A 24985-nucleotide genomic window follows, 5' to 3' on the forward strand; every position below is an offset into this window, starting at 1 on the left:
AAAAAGAACCTCCTAATAATTTGGAAAGTTCTTCTTTATTCTTAATAATTTTTTGAAAATGTCATTAATTGCGTCAAATCATTAATTATTCCAATAGAAGTAAATCCAACTTCTTCATAACGTTTTATTAATTTTTCACTATTTTCATCTTCTAAAACTTCTATTAAAATTATTTTCCCTCCAATTAAAGATTTAACTTCATCTATTATATCTAATATATAATCAATTATTTCCTCAAGTCTAATTATTTTTCTATTATATTTATCGTCTCTTCCTATTTGCCCAATTAGAAATGAATAAAACACCTCATCATCATAGCCATTGCTAACATTAATTTTCATTTTATTTTTTTTATTTGCAGATATTTTATGTTCTTCTCTAATTATTATCGGCTTTATTGATAATGCAAAATATGCTATAATATTTCCATTTTCTTCATCGATAATCAAATAAGTTCTAGAAATATTTTCTTTTTGCATTCTAATAGAATTTATATGCAAAAAATTTTCAACATCTTTATTCCTATGACAAGAAAACGTTGATAAATACTTTTCAACTCTATTTTCTGCTAAATGGAAGCATTCTTTTTTACTATCTTTTGAAATTTTATTTTTATTAATATAAATCTCTTCACTATTTATGTAATTAATATCTTTAGATTCTATATTTTTAGCCTTTGATATTTCATCAATATAAAAATTTTCAAGTAATTTTTTTAAACTTAATATTTTATATCGCATTCTTAATATTTTTTTAAAAGAGAACTTATAGTTTTTTTATCAGCTTCTCTTTCTTCCTTGCAATTATTTATAACCCTTGTAGCAGTTTTTGTTGAAAACTCAGATTTTAACATAGAATGAATTTTATCTATTGCTTCTTTATTTTTTATTATTATATTCCTAGTAAATGATTTCGTAGCCATTATAATCACTTCCTTATATTTTATTAAGGAACGGTAAAAATAACCTTCCGATTTTGTTATAAAATACGCAACGATTTAGGAACACTTTAAAAACAACCTTATCCTTTTGTTTTAAAATACGCAACGATTCAAGCGTTTTTATAACAAAATATAAAAAAATATTTTTTTAATGTTCTTTAAGCGTTTTTATGACAAAATATAAGAAACTTATTTTTTAAACGTTCTTAAGGAATGGTTTAAAAATATTTTAAACTATTCCTTACTTATATTATACTATATCTAAAAACTATTAACAATGATTTATTTTGCCTTCCAAATATTAAATTTTCAATGTACAAATTAAAAAAAACATTTTATTCTTCTATATCTCATCTCAACTATTCAAAATTTATTCTTAAATCCCTACCCCTTAAACATATTCTTCCCATTCTTTTTATACTCAAAACTCCAAAACAGCAAATATAACAATGCAAAAAATATCAATTTAATTATTATCCAAATTTCAAACAAATTCAATATAGCAACTACTACAACTAACTTAAAACTAACAACTAAAATAAATTTAACAATCCCCATTACATTAATTTTAAAATATCTTTTATTAAAAAAATAGAGTAATAACGTAAAATTTATTCCAGAAGCTATAACTGTAGCTAGTGCTAATCCTATATACTTATACTCTTTTACCAATAAATAGTCCAATAGTATATTTGTTCCAATTGCTATTATAGAAATTTTAACAGGTGTCTTTGTATCTTTATAGCTATAATATCCTCTTACTAATATATGAATTCCTGTATAAAAAAGCAGTCCTAAAGAGTAAGTTGCCAAACTTTCACTTGTAATTTTAATTGCTATATTACTAAATTTCCCATATCCTAAAATTAATTTCACAATATCCTTTGAATAATATATTAAAACTGTCATAGAAGGTGCTACTAAAAATATTAATAATTTAAAACCTTCTTCTATATTTCTCTTTGCATCTTCAATCTTATTTTCAGTTATATTTTTAGATAACATTGGAAATACAACTGTTGCAATTGATATTCCAAACATACCAAGAGGTAAATTATATAGTCTAGTTGCATTTTCAAGTGCTGATATAGTTCCGCTTGATAAAAATGAAGCAAAATATTGATCTACAATAACATTAATTTGTCTTGCAAAAATTCCAACTAGCATAGGCAATAACATAATAAATATTTTTTTTAATGCTGGGTCTTCAAAATCAATTTTTAATCTGAAAAATCCAACCAACTTAAAAAATTGAGGTAATAAAATAATCAGCTGCATAAAACCACCGACCAAAACCCCAATAGCTAAACTATATATACCAATTTTATTATGTAAAAAAGCTGCAAATAGTATTATTGATATGTTAAAAATAATAGAAATTGAAGCTGGAAGTAAAAACTTTTTAAAATTATTTAAAATAGCCCCTATCATACCTGCAATTCCTATTGCAACTATATAAAAAGCCATAATCTTCAATAATTTCCCAGCAAGTTCTTTTGTTTTATCACTATATCCATTAACCATAATATTAACAATATCATTTGAAAAAACTATTGTTAATATTGCCAATAATGATAATATAATAAATAAAATATTAATTATTGAAAATATTAATTTTTTACTCTCTTCTTCTCCTGATTCTTTTAATTTTTCATTATATATTGGGATAAAAACATTTCCCAAAGCTCCTTCTCCTAATAATTGCCTAAAAAAATTAGCTATTTTAAACGCAGAAAAATAGGCATCTGTTAAGACACCTGCTCCAAAAAAATATGCTATAATAACTGTTCTACCAAGCCCTAATACTCTACTTATTAAAGTTATAATCATTACTACAAAGCTATTTCTTAGCATTTTCTTCAAAAGCCTTTCTTTCTTTATATTTAAGCCAATCTTCCTCTTTTACAAACTCTGATTTTGGAGCTATATCTGTTTTCCTAGAAGTTGGAAAAATATACATCCAAGCATCTATCTCTTCATTTGTAGAATCAATAAAAACTTTTTTATTAATTCTTACATATTTGCTATTTGAATAATCGTTTTCATTAAATTCCATAACAAAATCAGTTCTTCTTAATAATTTATCTATATCACTAGCTACCAATAAATTTCCATATACGAAACCATCTTCAGAATCAAATAAAACTGCTGAATCATCATAACTATACAGTTCTCCCTTTGTCTTTACAGGTAATGTTATTAGACTCTCTATTTCTAAATTCTCTTTATCAATATATAATTCTCTTAATTTTCCATATACAAACAAAAAATTAATTTCCATTTATACCTCTCTCCTTTTAGAAATTATATAATCATATCCACTTAGACTAATTATAACTTTCTTCATTTTATATAATTCTAAAACTGCTAAAAATTTTATAACTTTTTTAATTTTTTCAGTTTCTTTATAGAATAAATTTTTCAAATTTATACTTTTAACTTTTTCTAATTTTTCTGTAAAATCATAAATTGCTTCTTCTAATGTATAACTATTCTCATTATCAGATTTCACAACTAATTTATTATTTTTTTTATTCAAAGATTTATCAATAGATTTTATATTTATATATGTTTCATAAATTTTTTCAGTTGTCAAATTAGATAAATCTATATCTCTATTTATTATATTCTTTATTGGCTCTCCTGTTTTAGTATATGAAATATTGTAAATATTTTCCAATTCTCTTATTTCATTTGCCAATTCTTTATAAAATTTATATTCTGCAATCCGTTTTTCTAATTCTTCCTCTTTTTCTTTTTTTTCTCTTTTATTTAATATTGCTAATGATTTAATCTCAAGTAATTCTACCGCTATATTTAAAAATTCTACTTTAATTTTTAAGCTTGACTCTTTAGCTTTATTTATTATACTCAAATAATCATCTATCAACTTAGATATATTTATAGAATATATCTCAACTTTATTTTTCTCCACTAAATGCAGAAGTAAATCTAACGGTCCTTCAAAGTTATCTAACTTAATTTTTATTTCCATTCTCAAATCCTTCTATTACTCTCTTAGCAGTTTCTTTTGCTTTTACTAATGAATGATCTCTATAGTTCCCACACTCTTTTTCAGTTGCTCCAGGAATTTCTGTTGTTTCTAATATCTTTTTTAAAGCATAAATCAAAACTTCTTGTATATCCTCTTTTTTATTCTCATTATAAACACTCATATAAAATCCAGTTCTACATCCCATTGGTGATACATCTATTATATTATCCATTTTATCTCTCATATATGTAGCTATTAGATGCTCTAATGTGTGTACTGCTGCTGTTTCCATTGGTGTAGTGTTTGGCTTTACAAATCTCAAATCATATACTTCTACAATATCCCCTTTGGGCAAATTCATAACTTTTGCTTTTCTAACTTGTGGAGCTTTCATTATTGTGTGATCTACTGTAAAACTTTCTATTAATGGCATTCTAACCACTCCTTCCAAATTTTAATATCATTTTTTATCTCTTTTATCAGGTTTTCAACTGTTTCAAATTTCTTTTCATATCTTATAAATTTCATTAATTCTATTATTATTTTTTCACCATATACATTTTTATCAAAATCAAAAATATTAACCTCTATTGAATGTTCTCCAGGTTTTAATGTTGGATTTTTCCCAATATTCATAATCCCATAATATGATTTATCTTTTTCAGAATCAAAAATTATTTTCACACCATATACTCCATATGGTGGATATGCTTTATTTACTATTTTTAAATTTGCAGTTGGAAAGCCAAGTTTTCTTCCTATTTTTTTCCCCTGCACAATCTTCCCTGAAATCATTACTGGATATCCTAATAATTTTTCTGCTTTTTTTAAATCCCCATTTTTTATATATTCTCTTATAAGAGTACTACTTACAATTTCATCTTCTATTTTCATAGGTTCTACTACGTTTAATTTTATATCATATTTTTCGCTTAATTCTTTCATATAATCTGTAGTTCCTATTGCATCTTTTCCAAAAGTATAATTAAATCCTACAAAAATTTCTTTTACATCCAAAATATCTTTTAATACATTTTTCATAAATTTTTCTGGATGTAAATCTGAAAATTCTACTGTAAAATTTGCAAAAATAAGTATATCTACTCCTAATTTTTCTAATAAAAATTCTTTTTCATCCTTGCTATTTATCATTTTAGGCCCAGCTGAGCTCGTAATTACCTTTAATGGATGAGGACTAAAAGTAAACAATATAGATGTTCCATTTAATTCTTTTGCTTTATCTATTGCACTTTTTATAACGCTTTGATGTCCTAAATGTATTCCATCAAAAGTTCCAAGTGCTACACAAGGATTTTTAAATTTTTCATCTATATTTTCTATACCATATATTACTTTCATTATTTCCTCCTGCTAACTCTTATAAATCCTGAACCAGCAATAATATCAAAATCTATTCCGCTTCTCTCCTCTATTTTATCCAATAATAAATTAACTCCAAGACTGTCACTTGCCATATGTGGCATTACTATTACGCTTATATTACATTTTTTAGCTTCTTTTATTTGATCCTCTGGAAGATGCATACATATAAATGTAGATATACCAATATTTTCTAAATGTTTAAACATTTTTTTATTCCCACTTGTACCACCATTAAATTTCACAAATATTTTCCCTACTCTATTTTCTCCTGTTCCAGCTACAATTTTTGGCTTTAAACTATTTTTAGCTGTTTCATGATACTCTTTTATTTCTAACACAGATTTAATAATATCTTTTAATTTATATACTTTTTTTTCTTCTAAATAATCAATCATATATTTATTAACAAGATTATCCGCTACTGTATGTAAATTAGCAAATGATAAATCTAATAATTTTGCTGCATCCACACTTCTATTATAATTTTGACCATGTAATCCTCTTTCTAATTCTGCTTCTCTTTCTGAAACTAATCTTTCTGCTATATTAACTGGTAGCCCTGATTTTATTAATTCTTCTTGATGAATTTCTAATACTTTCCATAATTTAAGAAGCCCTTTTCCTTCTGGATGATGCCCTAAAATTAAATCTACCCCTAATTTATCTGCTAATAAAATTTCTTGAACTTCTGTATCTATTCCTACAAATATTTTTTTTATATCTTTTCCAGAATTATAATATATAGCTGAATCCAAATATGGATTCATTAATTCATCTTTGTCAAAATATTCTTTTTCTTCATCACTTAATGCCTCAAATTTTTCTTTTTTATCATTCAAAAATTTTTCTATTTCCTCGTTGCTTCTTGGATCACCATCTCTACCTGCTTTTATTCCAATTTCAAAAAATTCGTTTAATTTCATTTTAGTTCGTCTCCTCCTCTAGTTCGTTATATATCTTTTCTAATCTTCTAAATCTATTTCTAATTCCAGATTTGCTAATTCCTATTATCTTTGCCAATTCAGTTAATGAACTTTCAGGATATTTTATCCTAACTTTTGCTACTTCTTCTAAAACTCCAGTTAATGATTCTAATCCAACTTTTTTTTCTATCTCTTTTATCATTGTCAACTGTTTTTCTGCTGTATTTATTATTTTAGTTTCATTTGCTACTTCCCAATTTATTGATCTTACTGTTTTATTTTTTATATCTTTAAACATTATAGTTTCTTCATATTCAAAAAAACTTTTCATTGCTCCAGTCATTACTAAAATATCCATTATATCTTCTGAATTCCTTAAATAAACCAAATATTTATTTTTCTTTTGAGTATATCCAACCTTTTTATTTATTCCTTTTAAATTATCATAAAGTTTTTTAGCATCATTTTTATCTTCTAAAAAAAAATCCATAGAATATTCTTTTTCAGGTTGTTTTATATATCCTGCCACAAGAAATATACCCCTAATATATCCAGCTAATTTTGACTCTGCTTTATTAATTTTTTCTTTATCCATATGTTTAAAATTATCTACAAATACTTTATATCCTTTTTGTTTTCTGACTATGACTCCATAAACTCTATGCTCTCCAAATCTTTTACTAATAGAATATTTTATCTCTATTTTTAGATTTGTAAAACTTTTAATAATGGAATACACTCTTTTTGCTATACCTATATTTTCAACAGTAAAATCTATTCTGTCATTTTTAAAACTATTTTTAGCTTTTAAAACTGCATAAAGTTCATATCTTTTTTCTATAACATTTATAACCTCTTTTTGTAAAATCTCTTCTTTTACTAATTGTGTATATGACATTATTTTGTTTCACTCCACCTTTTCCCACTATTTATATTAGTTATTAATTTTATATTCTCAAAATTTATACTATTCTCCATTACATCTTTTATTAATTTTGAATATTCCTCTATTTTACTATTTTCTATACTAAATACAAGTTCATCATGTACTTGTAAAAGCATTTTTATATCTTTTTTATCTTTTAATTCAGCGTATAATTTTATCATTACAATTTTTAATACATCAGCTGCTGTCCCTTGTACTACACTATTAACAGCCATTCTTTCAGCTTGATTTTTTATATTTTTATTTTTACTATTTATTCCTATAATTCTTCTTTTTCTTCCAAAACGTGTTTTTACATATCCATTTTCTTTTGCAAATTCTACTGTATCATCTATAAACTTTTTCACATTTTCGTAAGTTTCAAAATATTTATCAATATAAGTTTTAGCTTCTCCAACTGTAATTCCTATCTCTTTTGATAATCCAAATGGAGTTTTACCATAAATTATACTAAAATTTACTATTTTTGCAATACCTCTTTCTGCCCTTGTAATCTCTTCTGTTTCATCTTTACCTAAAATTTTTCGTGCTGTTAAATCATGCAAATCCAAATCTTTAGAATAAGCTTCTATTAAATTTTTATCTTTACTTAATTCCGCTAAAACTCTTAATTCCACTTGTGAATAATCTGAAGCCACTAAACTATATCCTTCTTCTGCAAGAAATCCATATCTTATTTTTATACCTTCTGATGTTTTTACTGGTATATTTTGTAAATTTGGATTCACAGAAGATAATCTACCTGTTGTTGTACCAGTTTGATTAAATGTAGTGTGTATTCTATCATTTTTATCAACTAATTTAGGTAAAGCTTCCACATAAGTTGTTTGCAATTTTTTATATTGCCTATATTGTAATAGTTTATCTGCTATTTCAATCCCTCTATTTTTTAAAGTTTCCAAAACTTCTACATTTGTAGAAAAACCTGTTTTAGTTTTTTTAACTGGGTTAATCCCCATTTTTATAAACAGTATTTCCGATAATTGTTTTGGAGAATTAATATTAAACTCTTCATTTGCCATTTCATAAATTTCTTCTTCTAATTTAACTAATTTTCCGTATAATTCTTTACTATATTTTTCAAAATATTTAATATCAATTTTTATTCCATATTTTTCCATTTTTGCTAAAACTTTTACTAATGGCAATTCTATATTTATAAAAAGATCATATAGTTCTTCTTGTTTTAGTTCCTCTTCAAAACTTTTTTTTAAATTTTCAAAATATAAAACTCTCTTGCAATAAAATTCAGTTGCTCTATTTATATCAATTTTTTCTATAACTTCTTTTCCAAATGTCTCTTTATAATTGGCTAATTGTATTCCAAATTTACTATTTAAAATATTTTCCAAATCATACTTACTATCTGAATCCAAAATATAATATGCAATCATAATATCAAAATAGTTTTTCTCTTTTATATACTCTTTTTTTATTAAATTTTTAAGACTATAACCAATAACATTACACTTTTCAATTTTTTCTTTTAATAACATCTCATCACAATTGGTTGCTCCTAAATAATTATGATAAAGCGAAATATAATATAATTTTTCATTACTAGATATTGCAACCCCTGCACCATTAAATAACAAGGCTATTTCATCTGCAAATTCAATATCTCTTAATTTTTCATTATTATCTATAATTATTATATCTTCTTTCTTAAATTCAATTAAATTTTCATTATTAATTTCTTTTTTATTTTCTTCTATTGTTGCTTCACCAGCTTCAATTTTTAATTTTTTCAAAAGTGATTTAAACTCTAACTCATTAAAAATTTTATATAATCTGTCATTATCAAGTTTTTTGAATTCCAGTTTTTCAACATCCACTTCTACTGGAACGTTTTCATCTATAATTGCTAATTTTCTACTTAAAAATGCTAATTCTTTATCTTGTTCTAATTTTTCTCTCATTTTACCTTTAGTTTTATCTATATTTTCATATAATGTTTCTAAATCTCCATATTCAGATATAAATTTTACTGCTGTTTTAGGCCCCACTCCTCTTACTCCTGGAATTCCATCTGAACTATCTCCTTGCAATCCAAAAAGGTCTGGTATCTGGCTTGGTAATACTCCCAATTGTTCCACAACATCATCATCTGTTTCTAAAACCCTAAATTTCCCAACACCTTTTCCAAGAAGTGATATTTTTCTATTTTCAGATAAAAGTTGTGATAAATCTTTATCTCCTGTAACAATATAAGTTTTTATATTGTTTTCAGCTAAATTTTTAGATAATGTCCCCAATAGATCATCAGCTTCATATCCAATAACTTTAAACTTTTTTATATTAAATCCATCTAAAATCTCTTCTATTTTTGAAATTTGTGCTATCAATTCTTCTGGTGCAGCTTTCCTTTGCTTTTTATATCCTTCATACATCTCTCGTCTTTTTAATTGCTCTCTTCTTACATCAAAACAAGCTGCAATATAATCAGGTTTAAATTTATCAATTATACTTAGCAGTGTATTTGTAAAACCATATGCTGCTCCAGTTGGCTCTCCATTTGAATTCCTCATATTTATCAATGAATAATACGCTTTGTACATTACAGCACTTACATCTATTAATACTGCTTTTTTCATAATATATCATCCTTTTTAAATGTATTTTTTATCATTTATTATACCACAATAAATGATTACTTTCAACTATAGTATCTGCAGAAAAATTTTTAAAATTTATCAAAAAATAAAAAACAGCTTCCTAATTAAAGAAAGCTGTTTTTTTATTTTATTCAGTTGTAACCATTGTTAATTGCTTTGCTGCCGACGTATTTTTATTTGAACTGTCATCTGCAACTTTCAGATATACTGTTGCGGCACTAGATGCTTTTATACTAATTTGTACAACTGTATTTTTAACACCTAATTTTACTACTCCTATTAGATTCGCATTAGCTCCACTTCCATCATATGCGTATACCGTAACATTATCTTCTTCAGTTTGTTTTATACTTAATTGTAAATAATCAACTCCATTTAAACTAACTGTGTCTATACTTCCCACAATAACAAGAGCATCTACATTTGGAGCTTCATCATCACTTGCATTTATCGTAACTTCGCTAGTTTCATTTCCTGCCAAATCTTTTAATTTTAATTTAAATGTGCTACTATTATTCACTGTTTTATTGTATGTTAAATCAGAACCAGTCCACTCTTTTGATTCTCCATCAATATTAACATATATTTTATCACTACTTCCAATACCAACTAATGTTGTATTTAAAGCGTTTGATGAGATTGTTATTGTATCTTTTTTTACACTAGCTACTATCTTTGTGGTATCCAATGCCGTTATATCAGGTATAGATGAATCTATATCAAAAGTTGCTGTTCCTGGTGTTGAAGTCTCAAATCCTAATTTTGATTCCCCATAAACTTTTACAGTTATTGTTGTTAAATTATAATTTCCTAAATCTTCAGTTTTTACTGTTGTACTATTCGTTGTTACATCTTGAGTATATATTTTTGTAGAGCCATTATAATAATCTACTCTATAAGTTCCTAATACATTCCCTTTAGCTACATCATCATTTGTTTCAGCAATAGCATTCCAACCAACGGTTACTGTATCTCCTTTTTTCAATTTTCCTGAAGTTGCTGTTACTCCTGTAACAGTATAACTATAACTTTGAGCAAATTTACTCGTTATAGTTTCATAAGCATCATGTAATGTAGAAGTTGTTGAACTATTTCCTGAACTATCAACCACCTCTAGTTTAATCATTGAATATGAATCCCCATTTATATTTAATTTAAAATCTCCATTACTATCTGCTAAAGTGTTACCTATTTCATTATTAGAACTGTCTTTAGCTTTTATTGTGCTATTTGCTTCTGCTTTTCCTGATATTTCATCTAATTCAGGAGATTTTTTATTTGTAACAACTACACTTGTAGGTAATTCTGGTGGTAATTTATCTTCAACTTTTAAAGAGATCGAATTTGTTTTATCTCCTATAAATGTGCTATTCCCATATTTATCAACTGCTTTTATTACTAAAGTATCACCAGTATTAATATTTCCAGATAAAGGCAATGTATATCCATTTGCCCCACTTAAATCTATTCCTGGAGCAGATAAAAGAAACTCTCCACTTAAAGAATCTTTATACATATTTAATGTAACATATGTTAAATTTGGAGCTTGTGATACAGAAAATTCTCTTAATGGAGCTTCCTGAGTAGCTCCTTCATGTATTGCAGCTTTTACATTTGCCAATGTTAAATTTAAATAAATAGTGTTTTCGAACTTATAAATATCCGTCTTGTTTAAATGTTCATCTTGAAGATATACATTTATTTTATCATATTGATTATCTCCTAAATCTACTACCAGCTCCCTATTTTTTCCTGTATCATCTTTTCTAATTAATTTTCTTAAAATAACATTTCCTTTGTCATCAGTTATAAATACTGTTATATTTTCTCCAGAAGTAGTTGGAGTTCCAAAATTATCATAATCCCCATTTGGATTAGAATAAGGAATATACGCAATTAAATAATCATCATATCCACTGTAATTTTCTACAAGAGTCATCCATCCTTGATCTATATCTGGACTCACAGTTGCCTCATTTATGCTAAATGTATAATTCCCACCTGGATTTTTTATAGTATAATCTGTACCAGTAGAATCTAAACCTGTATATAGTGCATCTGAACTATCTTCTTTTAAATTTCCTGCAAAATCAAAATATATCTTGTTTATCCCTTCCCATTCTGTAGTTGTAGTTGTCCCAAATTTATTATATACACTTAAAGCATCTCGTTTATGATATTCTGTAGGTGCTAATGTATCAAATGTCCCAACATACTCATAATCAACAGAAGCTCCATTTATTTTTGTTGCTCTAATTTTTATAGTATACTCATTTCCTTCTATAATTCCATTGTTATTATTAAAATCTGTATAAACTCCATCGGTAGAAGTTACGCTTCCAGCATAAATAGGATCATCTGCTAAATTGGGACTATAAAATGTTCCGTCAGATAGCAGTGTAAGTGATTTTAACGTTGTAGGTATAGTTGTAGTCCCGCCTTTCCATGCAATAACATTTCCAGAACTATTTTTTACACTTACAATTTCAACTATATCTGCATTGTCAACTTTTCCAGTTATTACAAAATCACCTTTATACTCTGTATTTAACTCTGGAACTGATACAAATTTAGGCTTTTCTGATTCTAATGGCCTTGTTAGAGATACTATTCTCTCTATTTTTACTATTGGATTAGTAAGAGTTTTTATTGTACCCACTATTTTTATAGAACTTATACCTGTTAAATCTACTGATGCAAAATCTGTACCTGTCCCATTTGGCGAACTATTTTTCTCTTTTAATTCTCCATTTAAATATAAATCTAATTCACTAAATTTATCTCCATTTAATATATCTATATTCTGAATTTCACTAGCTATCTTCCAACTTAAATCAGAATCATTAATTCCATCTATTTCTACTCCATTAACTCCTAACAGATCATCTGTATTATCCGAATCTAGGTCAAAACTAGTTGGAGTTACCGTTGTTAGTGAGTTATCAGCTCTTATTTGAATCATATCATAATTTTTAGGCGAAACCTCACTATAATTAAAAATAATGCTTCCTTCAAAATTTATATTACTATTATCAATAGCATTTTTTTGAAATCCACCTATCCAGGCTGACTCGTTTGCTGATTTGTTTATAAAATCAGCTTGTATATTATATTCGTCAGATATTTCAGCAGGCATATTTATATTCCCTTTTATATACATCTCCTCTTTATTTTGCTTTATTGTAACTTCAGAAAGAGATATTTTAGTATCTGTTTTAGTTCCATCTTCATTTATATCTCCATTGTTTACCAACAAAATAAATGTTATTGATTTTATCAAACTATCTCCTAAATATATCTGTAAATTTGATTTTTGTATAGTTTGATTTAAAGTTATATCATCTATATTATATTTTTCCTTATCCGCACTTACAGTATAACTAGTATTATTTCCAACTTTTATTTTGTAATCCAGCTTATCTGGATTATTAATTTTAATTGATTTTAATACAACATCTGTACTACCATCATAATCAAAATAATACTTATTTTCTATATTATCTCCTAAAGGATTAATCTCTTGTCCTGAAGTAGAATTATCATCTGAATAAAATGTTATATCTGAATCTTTTATATTTATCTCTGTTGCAAGAGCATTTTCATCAATATATCTAAAACTTAAAACATCTGTGCTATGATTTAAAGCTTCATCTGTCATCTCAATTTTAAATCCAACCATTTGACTTGATGCTAAAGAATCATATCCAAAATCTTTTTCTAAATCATATGTTCCAGAATACAATTCTGTATCTGGTTCATGTTGTAATGTTACTTTTTCTTTGTCTACAATAGTACTATTAATTTCTTCTATTCTTATTAAATTTATTGTCGCATTTTTATCATTTTTACTTGTATATTGAAATGTAATTGTTTTACCATTTATTTGCATTGGAGCAGAAGGATTTCCTTCATATTTTCTTATAGATTCCTCTCCAACTTTTATTTTTAAATTAGCTGTATCTAAGTCTGCCAAAACATCAGCTTTAGCTATTTCTCTTTTTATCAAAGTTTCATTCCCATTAGCATCCTCTGCCAAAATATATAAAAACCATTTTGTTCCAGTAGTTCCAGAATATTTACCGCTTGTTGCTGGATCTTTATCAATAAATAAAGATATAATATCTGTAGTTAAAATTGTTGTTGAAAGAGCTGAAGCTATCTCTACTCCATCTTTTTTTATTTTATTTCCTTCTGATTTTATCTCTTGTGCAGTTGACTTCCCATCATCTTTTATTAATGCTCCATATAATGTCACTTTATATTCATCACTTGTTTTTATTTCTAAATTTACATTCCCAAAATCTGTTAAATTTTCATCAAAATTTAATTTATTCCCATTCACAGGATATAAAACTTCTAATTTCGGAGGTTTTGCATCTACAGTTACCTCTACAGGCCCTGTTCCTGATGCATTCCCTACATAAGCTGTACTTTCCGCTCTTAAATTTATCAATAATAATGATATACTGTTTTTCCCTTCAGCTAAAATATAATCATCTACATTATCACCTTTAACATTTAATATTATTTTTCCTGTTCCAGAGCTTTGAGGATATTCTACTTTTTTTGTTCCTGAAACTTTTCCGATTTTATAGTCTACAACTACTCCATTTATAAATACATATATCCCTATTTCATCATCTGCTATATAATCAGAGTTTGATGTACCATCATATACTGCTTCTATTTTATCTAATCCTACTCCACCTTGAATATTAGTTCCATCTGGATTTAAAACATCTCGATTTATACTTCTACTTAAATTTTTATTGCTTTTTTCATTAAATATTTCTCCATTATTAGGATATAAAATTTTTCCAGAATCTTTTGAAAAATTTTGATTATTAATATTTACTTCTAACCCCTCTTTAAGATAATTAACATCTACCTCTTTAGATAGTTTCGATTTTTCTCCATAATTAGTTATCACGGATTCAACTATTATTTTATTTTCTCCTGGCTGCAGCTTTATATTTTCATTATATACTCCACTCAAGCCCCCATTTATTTGAGTGCCATTTATTTTTAAAGTATCGCCATTTGTTACTATTTTTATATTTACGTTATCCTTATTAACTATTACACTTTCTGGTATTACTTCTAAATTTATTTTAGTATTATATTTTTCACTTTTTAGACATCCAGATATAAATAATAATGCTAGTAAAATAAGTATGCTAATCCCCTTTTTTTTCATTTCCACCCACTCCTCTTATTTTTTATGAAACTAATTTAAAACAGTAATTCCGCCATCTTTATCTATTGTAAATATTATTTCTGAACTGTTATTCCCACTATCATAAGCTTCTATTTTATAATTATATAAAGAATTATTATCAAAATCTAAATCAGTTTCACTAAAATATTTTTCATTAATATCCGTAATATCTTTTAATTTAACATACGAATTATTCTCTTTTCTATATACTGAATATTTACTAAAATCTTTTATGTATGGAAATTCCCACCAAATAGATACGAAATCTCCTGAAACATATCCAACTATATTTTTAACTTTAGCTGGTTTTAAATCACAAGTTTTTATTGTAAATATATTTGTCTCAGAATACTCATCTTCATCATTTACACTATTAACATCCAAATCTTTATCCCAAGCTCTTATTTTATAGTAATATTTACTATTTTCGTTTAGTCCATTTTCAATTAAGTTTATTTCATTATTTGAATAATCAACAGAACCATTTGAATAATATGTTTTATTGTATTTCCCTCTATATATTAATATTGAAGGATATATTACAGTTGTGTTATCTACTGAAGTTGATATACTTCTATACACTTCATAATATTGTAAATCTTTTATTTTAGTTGATACATCATTAATTTTTATTTTCATTCTAACTTTATTATTTTCATCATTACTTCCATAAAATTTTGTGCTATCATAAGAATAAACAGAACCACTCGATTCTTCTTCAAATTTCATTTCAAAATCAGTTGGTATATCTGGTGGCAAATTATAACTGTACGCTGATACACCATTTGACCTATCAGATATTTTATACCCTTTATCCCTAACTACGACCTCATATTTGTACAATTTATTTTCATTCTCTTTTCCTATTTCATCTTTGTAATATGTTTCATTTGCATTTTTTATTGTAGCAATTTCTTTATAATCATTTTCATTGTCTGAACCAGTGTCATTTCTGTATATTACATATTCCAAAAAATCATGTCTATCTATCTCAGAAACTTTATCCCAATATATTTTTATTCCATATTTTTGTAATGTATCTATCTCTTTTTCTACATTTCCAAAATATATTGTAAGCTTTTCTGGTTGTTTATTTAATGTCTTTATCTCTAATATATTTGACTGCACTTTGTTTTCTGAATCTTTTATATATTTATCATAACCTAATATATAAAATTTATAAATAGAATCATCGTCCAATCCACTTATAACATTATATAATTTTGTCCCACTATAGACCCTTTCATAATTTTCATCATCTCCTTCTTTTTCCATATATAATTCATATTTCAACAAGTTATTTCCAGGGTAAAGGCCTGTCCAATTCAACGTTAATGCTGTTTGACTTAAATTACCATATGAAAGCTCTATTGGAAGCAATTTATAAAAATTAATATATAATGTTTTTATACTTATATTTCCTGCTTTATCTTTCGATAAAATATCTAGTTTATTCAAACCTTGAGTCAATAAATTATTTGTAATTGATACACTATAAATCCCCTTTTCTAAAGGTGATGCATTTATAGTGTTATCCCCTATTTTTAAATTAACTTCACTAGATTCAACTTCTAAATCATCAGTAACTTTAAAATCTATATAAATATCTCCATCCATTGGATAATTCATATTTTTTGTATAGTTAATTTCTGAATAAATCAAATTTGAAGAATCTTTTTTATATACTTTAATTTCACTTGTTATCGGTGGTAAGGCGTCATAATATATTTCATAATTATTTTCTTCTGATAATCCATTTTCATTTTCTAAATATATATTTATATCATTATTACTATTTTTTTTTCCTAAATATATTGGATATATCCCATTCGATTCCTCTTTTGAATATAATATTTCACCATTTAATTTTAAAATAAATTTATCAATTTTCATCTTTATATTTTGAGAATCTATTTTTATAACAAGCGATACATCTCCATTAGCAGAGTATTCTATTTTATTTTCAACTATATCTTTATTATCTAATTTTATCTCTTTTATAATGGGAGATTCTTTATAATACCTAACCAAAATATTTTTTTCATTTTGGTTTCCTGCAAAATCGTAAAAAATTAATTTTCCAGAAAATTCACTATCTTTTATCTCTTCTGATGTTATTTCAAATATATATCTCATATTTGATTTTATTTCTTTAGGAGATTTATCTCCTAATTTCACATCTTTTATCCCAACATTATCCTCTAAAGTAACATCAATTAATATATTTTTATTATCTTTCAAATTCACAATCATATCATCTGCATATAACTTTCCATTTATAGTTAAGCTTTTTACTGTAGGAGATTCTGCATCTAATGATACCATCTTTTCTCCAGTTAATATATTCCCTGCTTTATCACTAACCTCATAATATATTGAACTTTTCGTAGTTGTTATATCTTTCGTGAATCTATTTGTAGAACTATCTACTGTAATTTCACTATTTTCAATTAATAATTTTTCAAAATTATCATCTTCTACTTTTCCTGATAAATTAATGGCATCTTCTTTTGATTTTATCCAAATTTTATCATTATATTCATTATCAAAAGTTACAATTGGTTTAGTATTATCATAATATATATTTTTCTCAACAGACTCCTGATTTCCAGCATTATCTCCAACTTCTAATTTTATAATTTCATCTTTTTTAGGTTCACTTAAAATATAATCTAAATTAAAATCCCCACTGCTCTTGTCCCAATCAGCATTTTCAGAATTTAATTTAAAATAACTTAAATTTAAATGCACATCTTCTGTTTTTAATTCTCCTGTTATTGAAATATTTGGAGAATTCACATAATATATATCATCCTTAGGCAAAACTTCTATACTGCTTTCTAATATTTTTATATTATCCATTTTAGGTTTTGTTATACTGTTATATATTTTTATATTTTTTTCTTCAGTTACATTTCCAAACTCATCTAAAAAAGAAAATTTAATTACATTACTTCCGTTTTTAACATCTACTGTTACTTGTTGATTAATAAACTTACTTTTGTCAATTTGTATATCATTTACAGATAAATAATTTAAATTAATAATATCACTTACATCTTCTAACTCAAATTTTAATGTAACTTTTGATTTATTTGTAATATATTCTTCTCCTAGATTTACTTCAGTATCATCACAATATATTTTGTGATAACTAGGAGGTACTTTATCATAATAAAATTTTATTGCACTTGTTGTTACATTCCCAACTTCATCTACTACATTTATACTTAAAACGTTATCTCCTGATTTTATATTTTCATAATTAAGCGTGTATGAATCAGTTCCCTTTGTAAAAGTTTGCTCCTCTAAACTCACTTCTTTTATTCCACTCTCATCAGTTGCATTTAACTCAATTTTTATTTTATTATTATTCCCACCTACAATCATATTATCTATATAATCTTTATCATTTATCTTAAGTTTTGAAACTTTAGGAGAACTGTCATCCTTTATTAAATTTATTTTTATATTTTTTTTATTACCTCTCTCATCTTCTGCTATTAATGTTATTTTTTGAATTTTAGTAGTATCTATATATAGAGTAAATTCTCCATTTTTTAATTCTACATTAATATCATTTTCTTTTAAATATTTTACTTTATCATTATCTTTTACACTACCTTCAATCTTTACTATACCATCTTTATAAGGAAGATTATATTCTCCTTCTTTTATTTTTATTATATTCTTATTTTTTAATACTATTGTTGGAGCTTCTTTATCAAAATAATTCATTATACATCCTGCAAAAATTAAGCTTAATAACAATATCAACAACATTTTTTTATGCATAATATATCACATCCCTATAAAATAATATAATACTACTCTTAATTATCGACAAATTCATAAAATAACTTAATAAAAAAACAGCTGCCTTATTTTCTAGAAAATTTTATATTTTTCATTAGTGACAATCACTATTCCTATCATGGTTACAAAAAATCCTCCCCTTTGTGAACCCTTAGTGCCCTTTGCGTCTTTGTGCTGAAATTATTTTACTAATAAATTTACACTTTCCTAACAAATAAAAAAGAAGCTACACTTCATCTCGTAAAAAAATGGCGTAGCTTATTCTATATATATTTTTTAATTCCAATCATATCTATTCTCTTTATATCCCAATATAATAATCGTCAATTTAATCCACTTTAGTTAAAATTTCTACTCCCTTAGAAGTTACTAAAACAGTATGCTCAAATTGAGCACTAATACTATTATCAGCTGTTGTAACTGTCCATCCATCTTCTTTTGAAGTAATTGTTCTGTGAGATTTTCCCATATTAATCATTGGTTCTACAGTAAAAATCATTCCTTCTTTAAGTCTAATTCTATTTTTGGCTGTATAATTATGAAAAACAGCTGGCTCTTCATGAAATTTTGCACCAATACCATGTCCTGTATAATCTCTTACTATAGAATATCCAAATTTATTTATGTATTTTTCGATAGTTTTCCCAACTTCATACAAATATTTCCCTGGTTTAATTGCCTCAATTCCTTTATACATAGCATTTTCTGTTCTTTTTACTAAATTAACAACTTCTTCATCTACATTCCCGACCAAAAAAGTTTTAGAAGTGTCCCCATGATAACCATCTAAAATTACTGTAACATCCAAATTTATAATATCTCCATCTTTTAAAATTTCTTTTTCAGAAGGAATTCCATGACAAACTACATTATTAATAGATGTACACATACTTTTTGGAAATCCATTATAATTTAATGGTGCTGAAATAGCTCCATGTTCTTTTGTGAATTCTTCTGCCAAGTCATTAAGATATTGAGTTGAAACTCCTTCTTTTACAAAAGGCTCTAAATATATTAATAATTCTCCTGCCAATTTACCAGCTTTTCTCATCTTTTTAATTTCTTCTTTAGTTTTAATCTTAATCATCATATTTCTCCTTCTATTTTATATTATATTTTTTATTTACGTGATTTTTTCAATATATCTTTAATAGCTTCCTCAATACTAGTATACTTCATTATATCTTCTGTTTTCAATAGTTTTTTTATCTCTTTTTCTCCATATCCAAGGGATTGTAATGCTAAAATTATATCTTCTTCTAATTTATATCCATTATTTGTCTCTGCTGTTTCTTCTCCAATTTCCCCAGTTAATTTTATTTTGTCTTTTATATCTAAAATTAATTTTTGACCTTTTTTCATTCCTAATCCTGGTACTTTAATTAATCTTTTTAATTGCTCGTTAATAATAATATCTTTTAATTCAGCTATACTATAAGTTGATAATACTGCAATTGCTAATTTAGGTCCAACTCCACTTGCATTTACTAATATTACAAAAAATTTTCTCTCTTCTTCAGTATAAAACCCAAAAAGCTTAAAAGCTTCTTCTTTCACATGTGTGTAAATATATAATTTTTCTTCACTATTTTTTATACTTTCATATGTTTTTAAAGATATGTATATTTTATATGCAATCCCATTTATATCAATAGCCACATAATCAACCCTTTTAACTACAATTTTTCCTTTTATATATTCGTACATAATTTCTCCTTTTTTTTATTATCAATTAACCTTCTATATAATTCCCATCTGGCAACATCTCATCTGAATGATACTTTCCAATTTCTTCCATTTGATACCTAACACAATTTTTCCAATTGCTTTCACTTAAACAATATCTATCTATCCATTTTCTCTCTATTCTTCCTTCTTCATATGCAAATTTCATAGGACAAACAAAATACCACTTACATCTCATCCATTCCACCTCACTAAAATTCAAAAAATAATCTTTTCATCTTTATTTATATTTTTTATTTTAATCTCTTTTTTTATTTTACTAATTGTCAATTTCCTATTATATTTTCAACTATTTTCTTATACTATCTCTTTTATATTTACCCCTTTTACAAATAATATTGTTGGCATTCCTTCTGACAATACATTTAATCTCTCTATATACAATTGTTCATTCCCTTCTATTGGTTCTGCTAACCCCATTACAACTAAATCTGCTCCATTAGATTTTTTATGTATTAATTCAATTACAGTTTCATCTTCTGCATTATATAACTCTATATTTGCATCTATTCTCATTTCTTCAAACATATTTTTTAGCTTATCTTTTAAATTTAAATTATTATATTCTTTCATTACTATACTTTTAATGTTTATTGTTGCATTTTTCCATTGTTCATTTAAAGATATTACATGAGCCAACATAAGCATTAAATTTCCATTGTTTTCTAATCCACCCCACCAAATATCAATTCTTTTTTTTCTTCCAAAACCTAATTTAGCATTCTCTTTAAATATTATTATGTTTTTTTCAATTTTAATCATATCGCCAATAAATCTTACATAATCTATCATTTTATTTTCATCTTCTGAAAATCCCAATAATACTGTATTTGGTTTTAAAGTTCCAATCCCATTTGCTTGAACTATTGCAGTTGCAGACTCTTTAAAACTATTTGCTATAATAACTTCTTGAAATGCTAAAATATTTCTACTATTAACATAATCTTTAAGATTCTCTGTTATAATTTCTTTTGATTTTAATTTATCTTTTATTCCACCTGCAACTATACTTACTAATGTTACAATTCCATTCCCTTTTGTTAATAAATTAGATAAATAAACTAATCTTTGCCTTTGCCTTGGTGTTCCTGAAAAAACAATTATATCTGGCTTCCAATTTTTACCATTTTCTTCTTTATTAAATCTTATTTTTAATAATGCAAATCTAGCTAAAGCTATCCAAATTCCACCTCTTAAATCTCCCCAAGTTTTGGTAACTTGTTTCCTGCTTAAATATAAATATATAAAAAAGGTTACAATTAATGATATAATAGTTGCCCATTTATTAATTAAAAACATTACCCAATAAGAGCCTAATGCCCCAACTAAAGAGATACTCCAATGAACTTTAAATGTTGGTCTATAACTTGGATTCCCAACTACCGACTCTAAACCTGCAGCTAGATTTACTGCCCCATAAGTATTCAAAAAAAACATTGTTATAATTGGAGCAACTACATCTAAATTCCCCATAATTATAAATATAAATGCTATTATAAATGTGATTATTGATGCAATTCTAGGCTCATCTGCAGCTCCACTCCCTTTACCCAATTTTTTAGGTAATACTCCATCTTTTGCCAATGCTTGCATAGTTCTTGGTGCTGCCACAATACTTCCCAATGCAGAAGATAAAGTTGCCGCCCAAATTCCTAGAATAATAAAATATGGAAATTTTGTTATTGATATTAATATTAATTTATTGCTCATAAGAGTTTGACTATCTACATTTAAGCTAAACCATATAGTCTGTAATATATAAACAATAAATGTAATACCTATTGCTAAAAATGTTCCTCTAGGAATATTTTTTCTAGGATTTTTTAAATCTCCAGACATACTTACTCCTGCTAAAATTCCTGTAACTGCTGGAAAAAATATAGAAAATGCTACCCAAAAACTTTTTGCCTCTTTAAAATTACCTATATATGTAATTGGAGTATTATAATCTCCAGATATAAACACTGTCCCTACAGCTAAAATTATAGACCCAAATATAAAATATTGTGCTTTTATAGCAAAATCAGCTCCTACAATAGATATTGCTCCTATTATTAATGCTACAACTATAGACACTGCTGTCTTATTTACTCCAGGAAATATAATCTCTACAGACTCAATAAATCCTAAAACATAAAGTGCAACAGAAATAGCTTGAGATAAATATAATGTTATCCCTATACTTCCTCCTACTTCCAATCCCAAACTTCTAGAAATTAAATAGTAAGCTCCTCCACCTTTTACTTTCATATTTGTCGTTATTGCAGACATAGATAATGCTGTTGATATTGTTATAATATGTGCAATTATAATTATAGCTATTGTTCCTATTAACCCAGAATTTCCAACTACCCATCCTAATCTTAAAAAATATATTACTCCAACTATTGTCAAAAAAGTAGGTAAAAACACTCCATTAAATGTCCCAAATCTCTTCTCCATAAATAACCTCCAAATAAAAAATAAGATACGCTTCATATCGTACATAAAAATTATTTTATAATATAGCCTTTAATCTTCTCATTATTAATTTTTATTATCGTTTTCATTTTTTATTATCATTATCAATTATTCTCTCCACTATAGCTTTCTATATCTATATATTTTGCTTCTTTTAAATCAGTTCCTAAAAATATTTTTCCAATCTCTTCAAATTTTTTAGGCATATCGCTTACAAAAAAATCTGATTCTTCTCCTTCATCATTTCTAAGCAATCTTTTGCTATACAATATATCTCTAACTTCTATAGCTGTTTCCTCTGCAGAATCTATTAAAATAACATTTTCTCCTACTATTTTTTTTATAGTTTTTTTTATTAAAGGGTAATGTGTACATCCCAATACTAATGTATCTACTTTCCCCTTTACTCCATTTAAATATCTGTTTGCCATTTCATATGTCACACTGTCTTCTAATAACCCCTCTTCAATTAAAGGCACAAATAATGGGCAAGCCTTCTGATATACATTTATATTTTTATTTATATTTTTTACTTCATTATAATATGAATTACTTCCAATTGTAGCCGTTGTTCCAATTATACCAATATTATTGTTTGTTGTTGTTCTAACCGCTCTTCTACTTCCAGGTTTTATTACCCCAACTACTGGAATATCAACCATATTTTTTATCTCTTCCAATGCCATTGCTGTAGCAGTATTACAAGCTATCACAATTATTTTAATATTTTTTGTCATCAAAAAATTTGTTATCTCTTTTGAATATTTTACAATTACTTTTTTAGATTTTGATCCATAAGGAACTCTTGCAGTATCTCCAAAATATATTATTTTTTCATTTGGTAATAATTTTCTTAATTCTTTTACAACTGTAAGCCCACCCAATCCTGAATCAAATACTCCTATTCCTCTTCTTTCCATTTTCTTCTCCTTGCTGTAACTCTTTTTATTAAAATAGATACTACTATAAATATAGACGTTAATATAAGTAGCGTAGATATAAATATATCTTGAAATACATTTTTCCCAATTGATCTAATATATGTAAAATCCTTATTAAAGACTTTCACAGATTTATTTGCTCCATCTGTAACATAAATATAATTATCTGTTACCCATATATCATTTGCATCTCTAAATTGAGTAGGTTTATCACCTCTTTCTCCAAATAATAATAATATTTTATAATTTTTATTAAAAACTTGTATTCTTTGATTGCCATTATCAACTACAAATATTTCTCCAGCTGTATCTGCAAAAATATCAAGTGGTGCTTTATAAGATAGATCAAGCTCTTTTGATTTTCCATAAAGAGACCCTTTAAAAATTCCATTTTCATCATAAATCATAACTCGATTATTTCCACTGTCAGATACAATTATATCTCCATTTAATTTTGTTATTCCTTGAGGCTGTATCATTCCTCCTACAGTAACGCTTTTATATCCAAAATCTCTAATTGCTTCTCCTTCTAAATTAAATATTTCTACTCTATTATTATCTGTATCTGCTATATATATTTTTTTATCTGATACATATATTGCTTTTGGTCTTTCTATTTCTCCAAGTAATTTTCCTGCTTTTAAATCAATCTCTTTTAATAATTTCCCTTTTAAATCAAATATATATATTCCATTATTTGTATCTAATAAATATACTTTATTTCCTTTTACAAATAGATCTACCGGTGAAGGATATACTCCACCCTCTTTATAATTTTTTCCTCCTGTTTGTTTTATACCAAAAGAAAACAAATATTTCCCTTTTGAATTAAATTTTTTCACACTATGTGTTATTCCATCTACTACATATGCGTTTTCAAATTTATCTACAGCTACTGACACTGGAAAAAATCTAGTACTCAACTCTTTTTTCACAAAAAATTCCTGTGAAAATGTTATTGAGCTTAATATTATAATTAGGTAAAAAATAGTCTTTTTCATT

The 24985-nt window shown here is 25.9% G+C and carries 18 protein-coding genes; all 18 read right to left on the bottom strand.

What is annotated here, in order from left to right; translation table 11 throughout:
* Positions 1-41: 41 nt before the first annotated feature.
* Positions 42-740: a hypothetical protein gene (locus tag RDY08_RS06695; protein ID WP_307903601.1), complete on the bottom strand. Its 699-nt coding sequence runs from the start codon at positions 738-740 to the stop codon at positions 42-44.
* Between the two features lie 2 nt (positions 741-742).
* A complete protein-coding gene (locus RDY08_RS06700) occupies positions 743-922 on the bottom strand; it encodes a hypothetical protein (RefSeq protein ID WP_307903602.1) in 180 nt (59 codons plus the stop codon).
* Between the two features lie 402 nt (positions 923-1324).
* The gene (murJ, locus tag RDY08_RS06705; RefSeq protein WP_307905449.1) at positions 1325-2794 is read right to left on the bottom strand and encodes a murein biosynthesis integral membrane protein MurJ; all 1470 of its coding nucleotides are present in this window, start codon (positions 2792-2794) and stop codon (positions 1325-1327) included.
* Positions 2781-3221 (bottom strand): gamma-glutamylcyclotransferase, encoded by a 441-nt coding sequence (locus RDY08_RS06710; RefSeq protein WP_307903603.1) that lies wholly within the window; start codon positions 3219-3221, stop codon positions 2781-2783. Before RDY08_RS06710 ends, murJ begins: the two co-directional genes overlap by 14 nt.
* Positions 3222-3935, bottom strand: coding sequence for a segregation and condensation protein A (locus RDY08_RS06715; RefSeq protein WP_307903604.1), 714 nt, complete (start codon positions 3933-3935; stop codon positions 3222-3224).
* Positions 3919-4368: an S-ribosylhomocysteine lyase gene (locus tag RDY08_RS06720; protein ID WP_307903605.1), complete on the bottom strand. Its 450-nt coding sequence runs from the start codon at positions 4366-4368 to the stop codon at positions 3919-3921. Before RDY08_RS06720 ends, RDY08_RS06715 begins: the two co-directional genes overlap by 17 nt.
* Positions 4359-5294 carry a bifunctional riboflavin kinase/FAD synthetase gene (locus RDY08_RS06725; RefSeq protein ID WP_307903606.1) on the bottom strand — a complete coding sequence of 312 codons (936 nt, stop codon included), beginning with the start codon at positions 5292-5294 and terminating at the stop codon, positions 4359-4361. The genes RDY08_RS06720 and RDY08_RS06725 overlap by 10 nt, the downstream gene beginning before the upstream one ends.
* The gene (locus RDY08_RS06730; protein WP_307903607.1) at positions 5294-6241 is read right to left on the bottom strand and encodes a hypothetical protein; all 948 of its coding nucleotides are present in this window, start codon (positions 6239-6241) and stop codon (positions 5294-5296) included. The genes RDY08_RS06725 and RDY08_RS06730 overlap by 1 nt, the downstream gene beginning before the upstream one ends.
* 1 nt (position 6242) lies before the next feature.
* A complete protein-coding gene (gene whiA / locus RDY08_RS06735) occupies positions 6243-7139 on the bottom strand; it encodes a DNA-binding protein WhiA (protein WP_307903608.1) in 897 nt (298 codons plus the stop codon).
* A complete protein-coding gene (gene polA / locus RDY08_RS06740) occupies positions 7139-9781 on the bottom strand; it encodes a DNA polymerase I (RefSeq protein WP_307903609.1) in 2643 nt (880 codons plus the stop codon). The genes whiA and polA overlap by 1 nt, the downstream gene beginning before the upstream one ends.
* 148 nt (positions 9782-9929) lie before the next feature.
* On the bottom strand, positions 9930-14999 hold the full coding sequence (locus RDY08_RS06745; protein WP_307903610.1) for an Ig-like domain-containing protein: 5070 nt from the start codon (positions 14997-14999) through the stop codon (positions 9930-9932).
* 30 nt (positions 15000-15029) lie between these two features.
* Entirely contained in the window at positions 15030-18815 is a 3786-nt protein-coding gene (locus RDY08_RS06750; protein WP_307903611.1) for a fibronectin type III domain-containing protein, read from the bottom strand.
* A 349-nt stretch (positions 18816-19164) separates the two neighbouring features.
* A complete protein-coding gene (gene map, locus RDY08_RS06755; RefSeq protein ID WP_307903612.1) occupies positions 19165-19923 on the bottom strand; it encodes a type I methionyl aminopeptidase in 759 nt (252 codons plus the stop codon).
* Positions 19924-19955: 32 nt separating this feature from the next.
* Positions 19956-20543 (bottom strand): Holliday junction branch migration protein RuvA, encoded by a 588-nt coding sequence (gene ruvA / locus RDY08_RS06760; protein ID WP_307903613.1) that lies wholly within the window; start codon positions 20541-20543, stop codon positions 19956-19958.
* A gap of 25 nt (positions 20544-20568) precedes the next feature.
* Complete coding sequence (locus tag RDY08_RS06765) at positions 20569-20760, bottom strand: hypothetical protein (protein WP_307903614.1); 192 nt, start codon at positions 20758-20760, stop codon at positions 20569-20571.
* Positions 20761-20879: 119 nt separating this feature from the next.
* Positions 20880-23024, bottom strand: coding sequence for an amino acid permease (locus tag RDY08_RS06770; RefSeq protein WP_307903615.1), 2145 nt, complete (start codon positions 23022-23024; stop codon positions 20880-20882).
* A gap of 122 nt (positions 23025-23146) precedes the next feature.
* A complete protein-coding gene (gene murI / locus RDY08_RS06775) occupies positions 23147-23962 on the bottom strand; it encodes a glutamate racemase (RefSeq protein ID WP_307903616.1) in 816 nt (271 codons plus the stop codon).
* Positions 23944-24984: an NHL repeat-containing protein gene (locus RDY08_RS06780; protein ID WP_307903617.1), complete on the bottom strand. Its 1041-nt coding sequence runs from the start codon at positions 24982-24984 to the stop codon at positions 23944-23946. Before RDY08_RS06780 ends, murI begins: the two co-directional genes overlap by 19 nt.
* Between the last annotated feature and the right edge of the window lies 1 nt (position 24985).

The sequence above is a fragment of the Haliovirga abyssi genome (assembly GCF_030295325.1).
In the GTDB taxonomy this organism is placed as follows: Bacteria; Fusobacteriota; Fusobacteriia; order Fusobacteriales; family Haliovirgaceae; genus Haliovirga; species Haliovirga abyssi.

What these genes read in the sequence shown, in the direction of transcription:
- murJ (WP_307905449.1), bottom strand. Translation starts at nt 2,794, where the DNA reads ATGCTAAGAAATAGCTTTGTAGTAATGATTATAACTTTAATAAGTAGA.
- RDY08_RS06715 (WP_307903604.1), bottom strand. Translation starts at nt 3,935, where the DNA reads ATGGAAATAAAAATTAAGTTAGATAACTTTGAAGGACCGTTAGATTTA.
- RDY08_RS06700 (WP_307903602.1), bottom strand. Translation starts at nt 922, where the DNA reads ATGGCTACGAAATCATTTACTAGGAATATAATAATAAAAAATAAAGAA.
- RDY08_RS06730 (WP_307903607.1), bottom strand. Translation starts at nt 6,241, where the DNA reads ATGAAATTAAACGAATTTTTTGAAATTGGAATAAAAGCAGGTAGAGAT.
- RDY08_RS06780 (WP_307903617.1), bottom strand. Translation starts at nt 24,984, where the DNA reads ATGAAAAAGACTATTTTTTACCTAATTATAATATTAAGCTCAATAACA.
- RDY08_RS06720 (WP_307903605.1), bottom strand. Translation starts at nt 4,368, where the DNA reads ATGCCATTAATAGAAAGTTTTACAGTAGATCACACAATAATGAAAGCT.
- RDY08_RS06725 (WP_307903606.1), bottom strand. Translation starts at nt 5,294, where the DNA reads ATGAAAGTAATATATGGTATAGAAAATATAGATGAAAAATTTAAAAAT.
- ruvA (WP_307903613.1), bottom strand. Translation starts at nt 20,543, where the DNA reads ATGTACGAATATATAAAAGGAAAAATTGTAGTTAAAAGGGTTGATTAT.
- RDY08_RS06770 (WP_307903615.1), bottom strand. Translation starts at nt 23,024, where the DNA reads ATGGAGAAGAGATTTGGGACATTTAATGGAGTGTTTTTACCTACTTTT.
- RDY08_RS06750 (WP_307903611.1), bottom strand. Translation starts at nt 18,815, where the DNA reads ATGCATAAAAAAATGTTGTTGATATTGTTATTAAGCTTAATTTTTGCA.
- murI (WP_307903616.1), bottom strand. Translation starts at nt 23,962, where the DNA reads ATGGAAAGAAGAGGAATAGGAGTATTTGATTCAGGATTGGGTGGGCTT.
- RDY08_RS06765 (WP_307903614.1), bottom strand. Translation starts at nt 20,760, where the DNA reads ATGAGATGTAAGTGGTATTTTGTTTGTCCTATGAAATTTGCATATGAA.
- polA (WP_307903609.1), bottom strand. Translation starts at nt 9,781, where the DNA reads ATGAAAAAAGCAGTATTAATAGATGTAAGTGCTGTAATGTACAAAGCG.
- RDY08_RS06695 (WP_307903601.1), bottom strand. Translation starts at nt 740, where the DNA reads ATGCGATATAAAATATTAAGTTTAAAAAAATTACTTGAAAATTTTTAT.
- map (WP_307903612.1), bottom strand. Translation starts at nt 19,923, where the DNA reads ATGATTAAGATTAAAACTAAAGAAGAAATTAAAAAGATGAGAAAAGCT.
- whiA (WP_307903608.1), bottom strand. Translation starts at nt 7,139, where the DNA reads ATGTCATATACACAATTAGTAAAAGAAGAGATTTTACAAAAAGAGGTT.
- RDY08_RS06745 (WP_307903610.1), bottom strand. Translation starts at nt 14,999, where the DNA reads ATGAAAAAAAAGGGGATTAGCATACTTATTTTACTAGCATTATTATTT.
- RDY08_RS06710 (WP_307903603.1), bottom strand. Translation starts at nt 3,221, where the DNA reads ATGGAAATTAATTTTTTGTTTGTATATGGAAAATTAAGAGAATTATAT.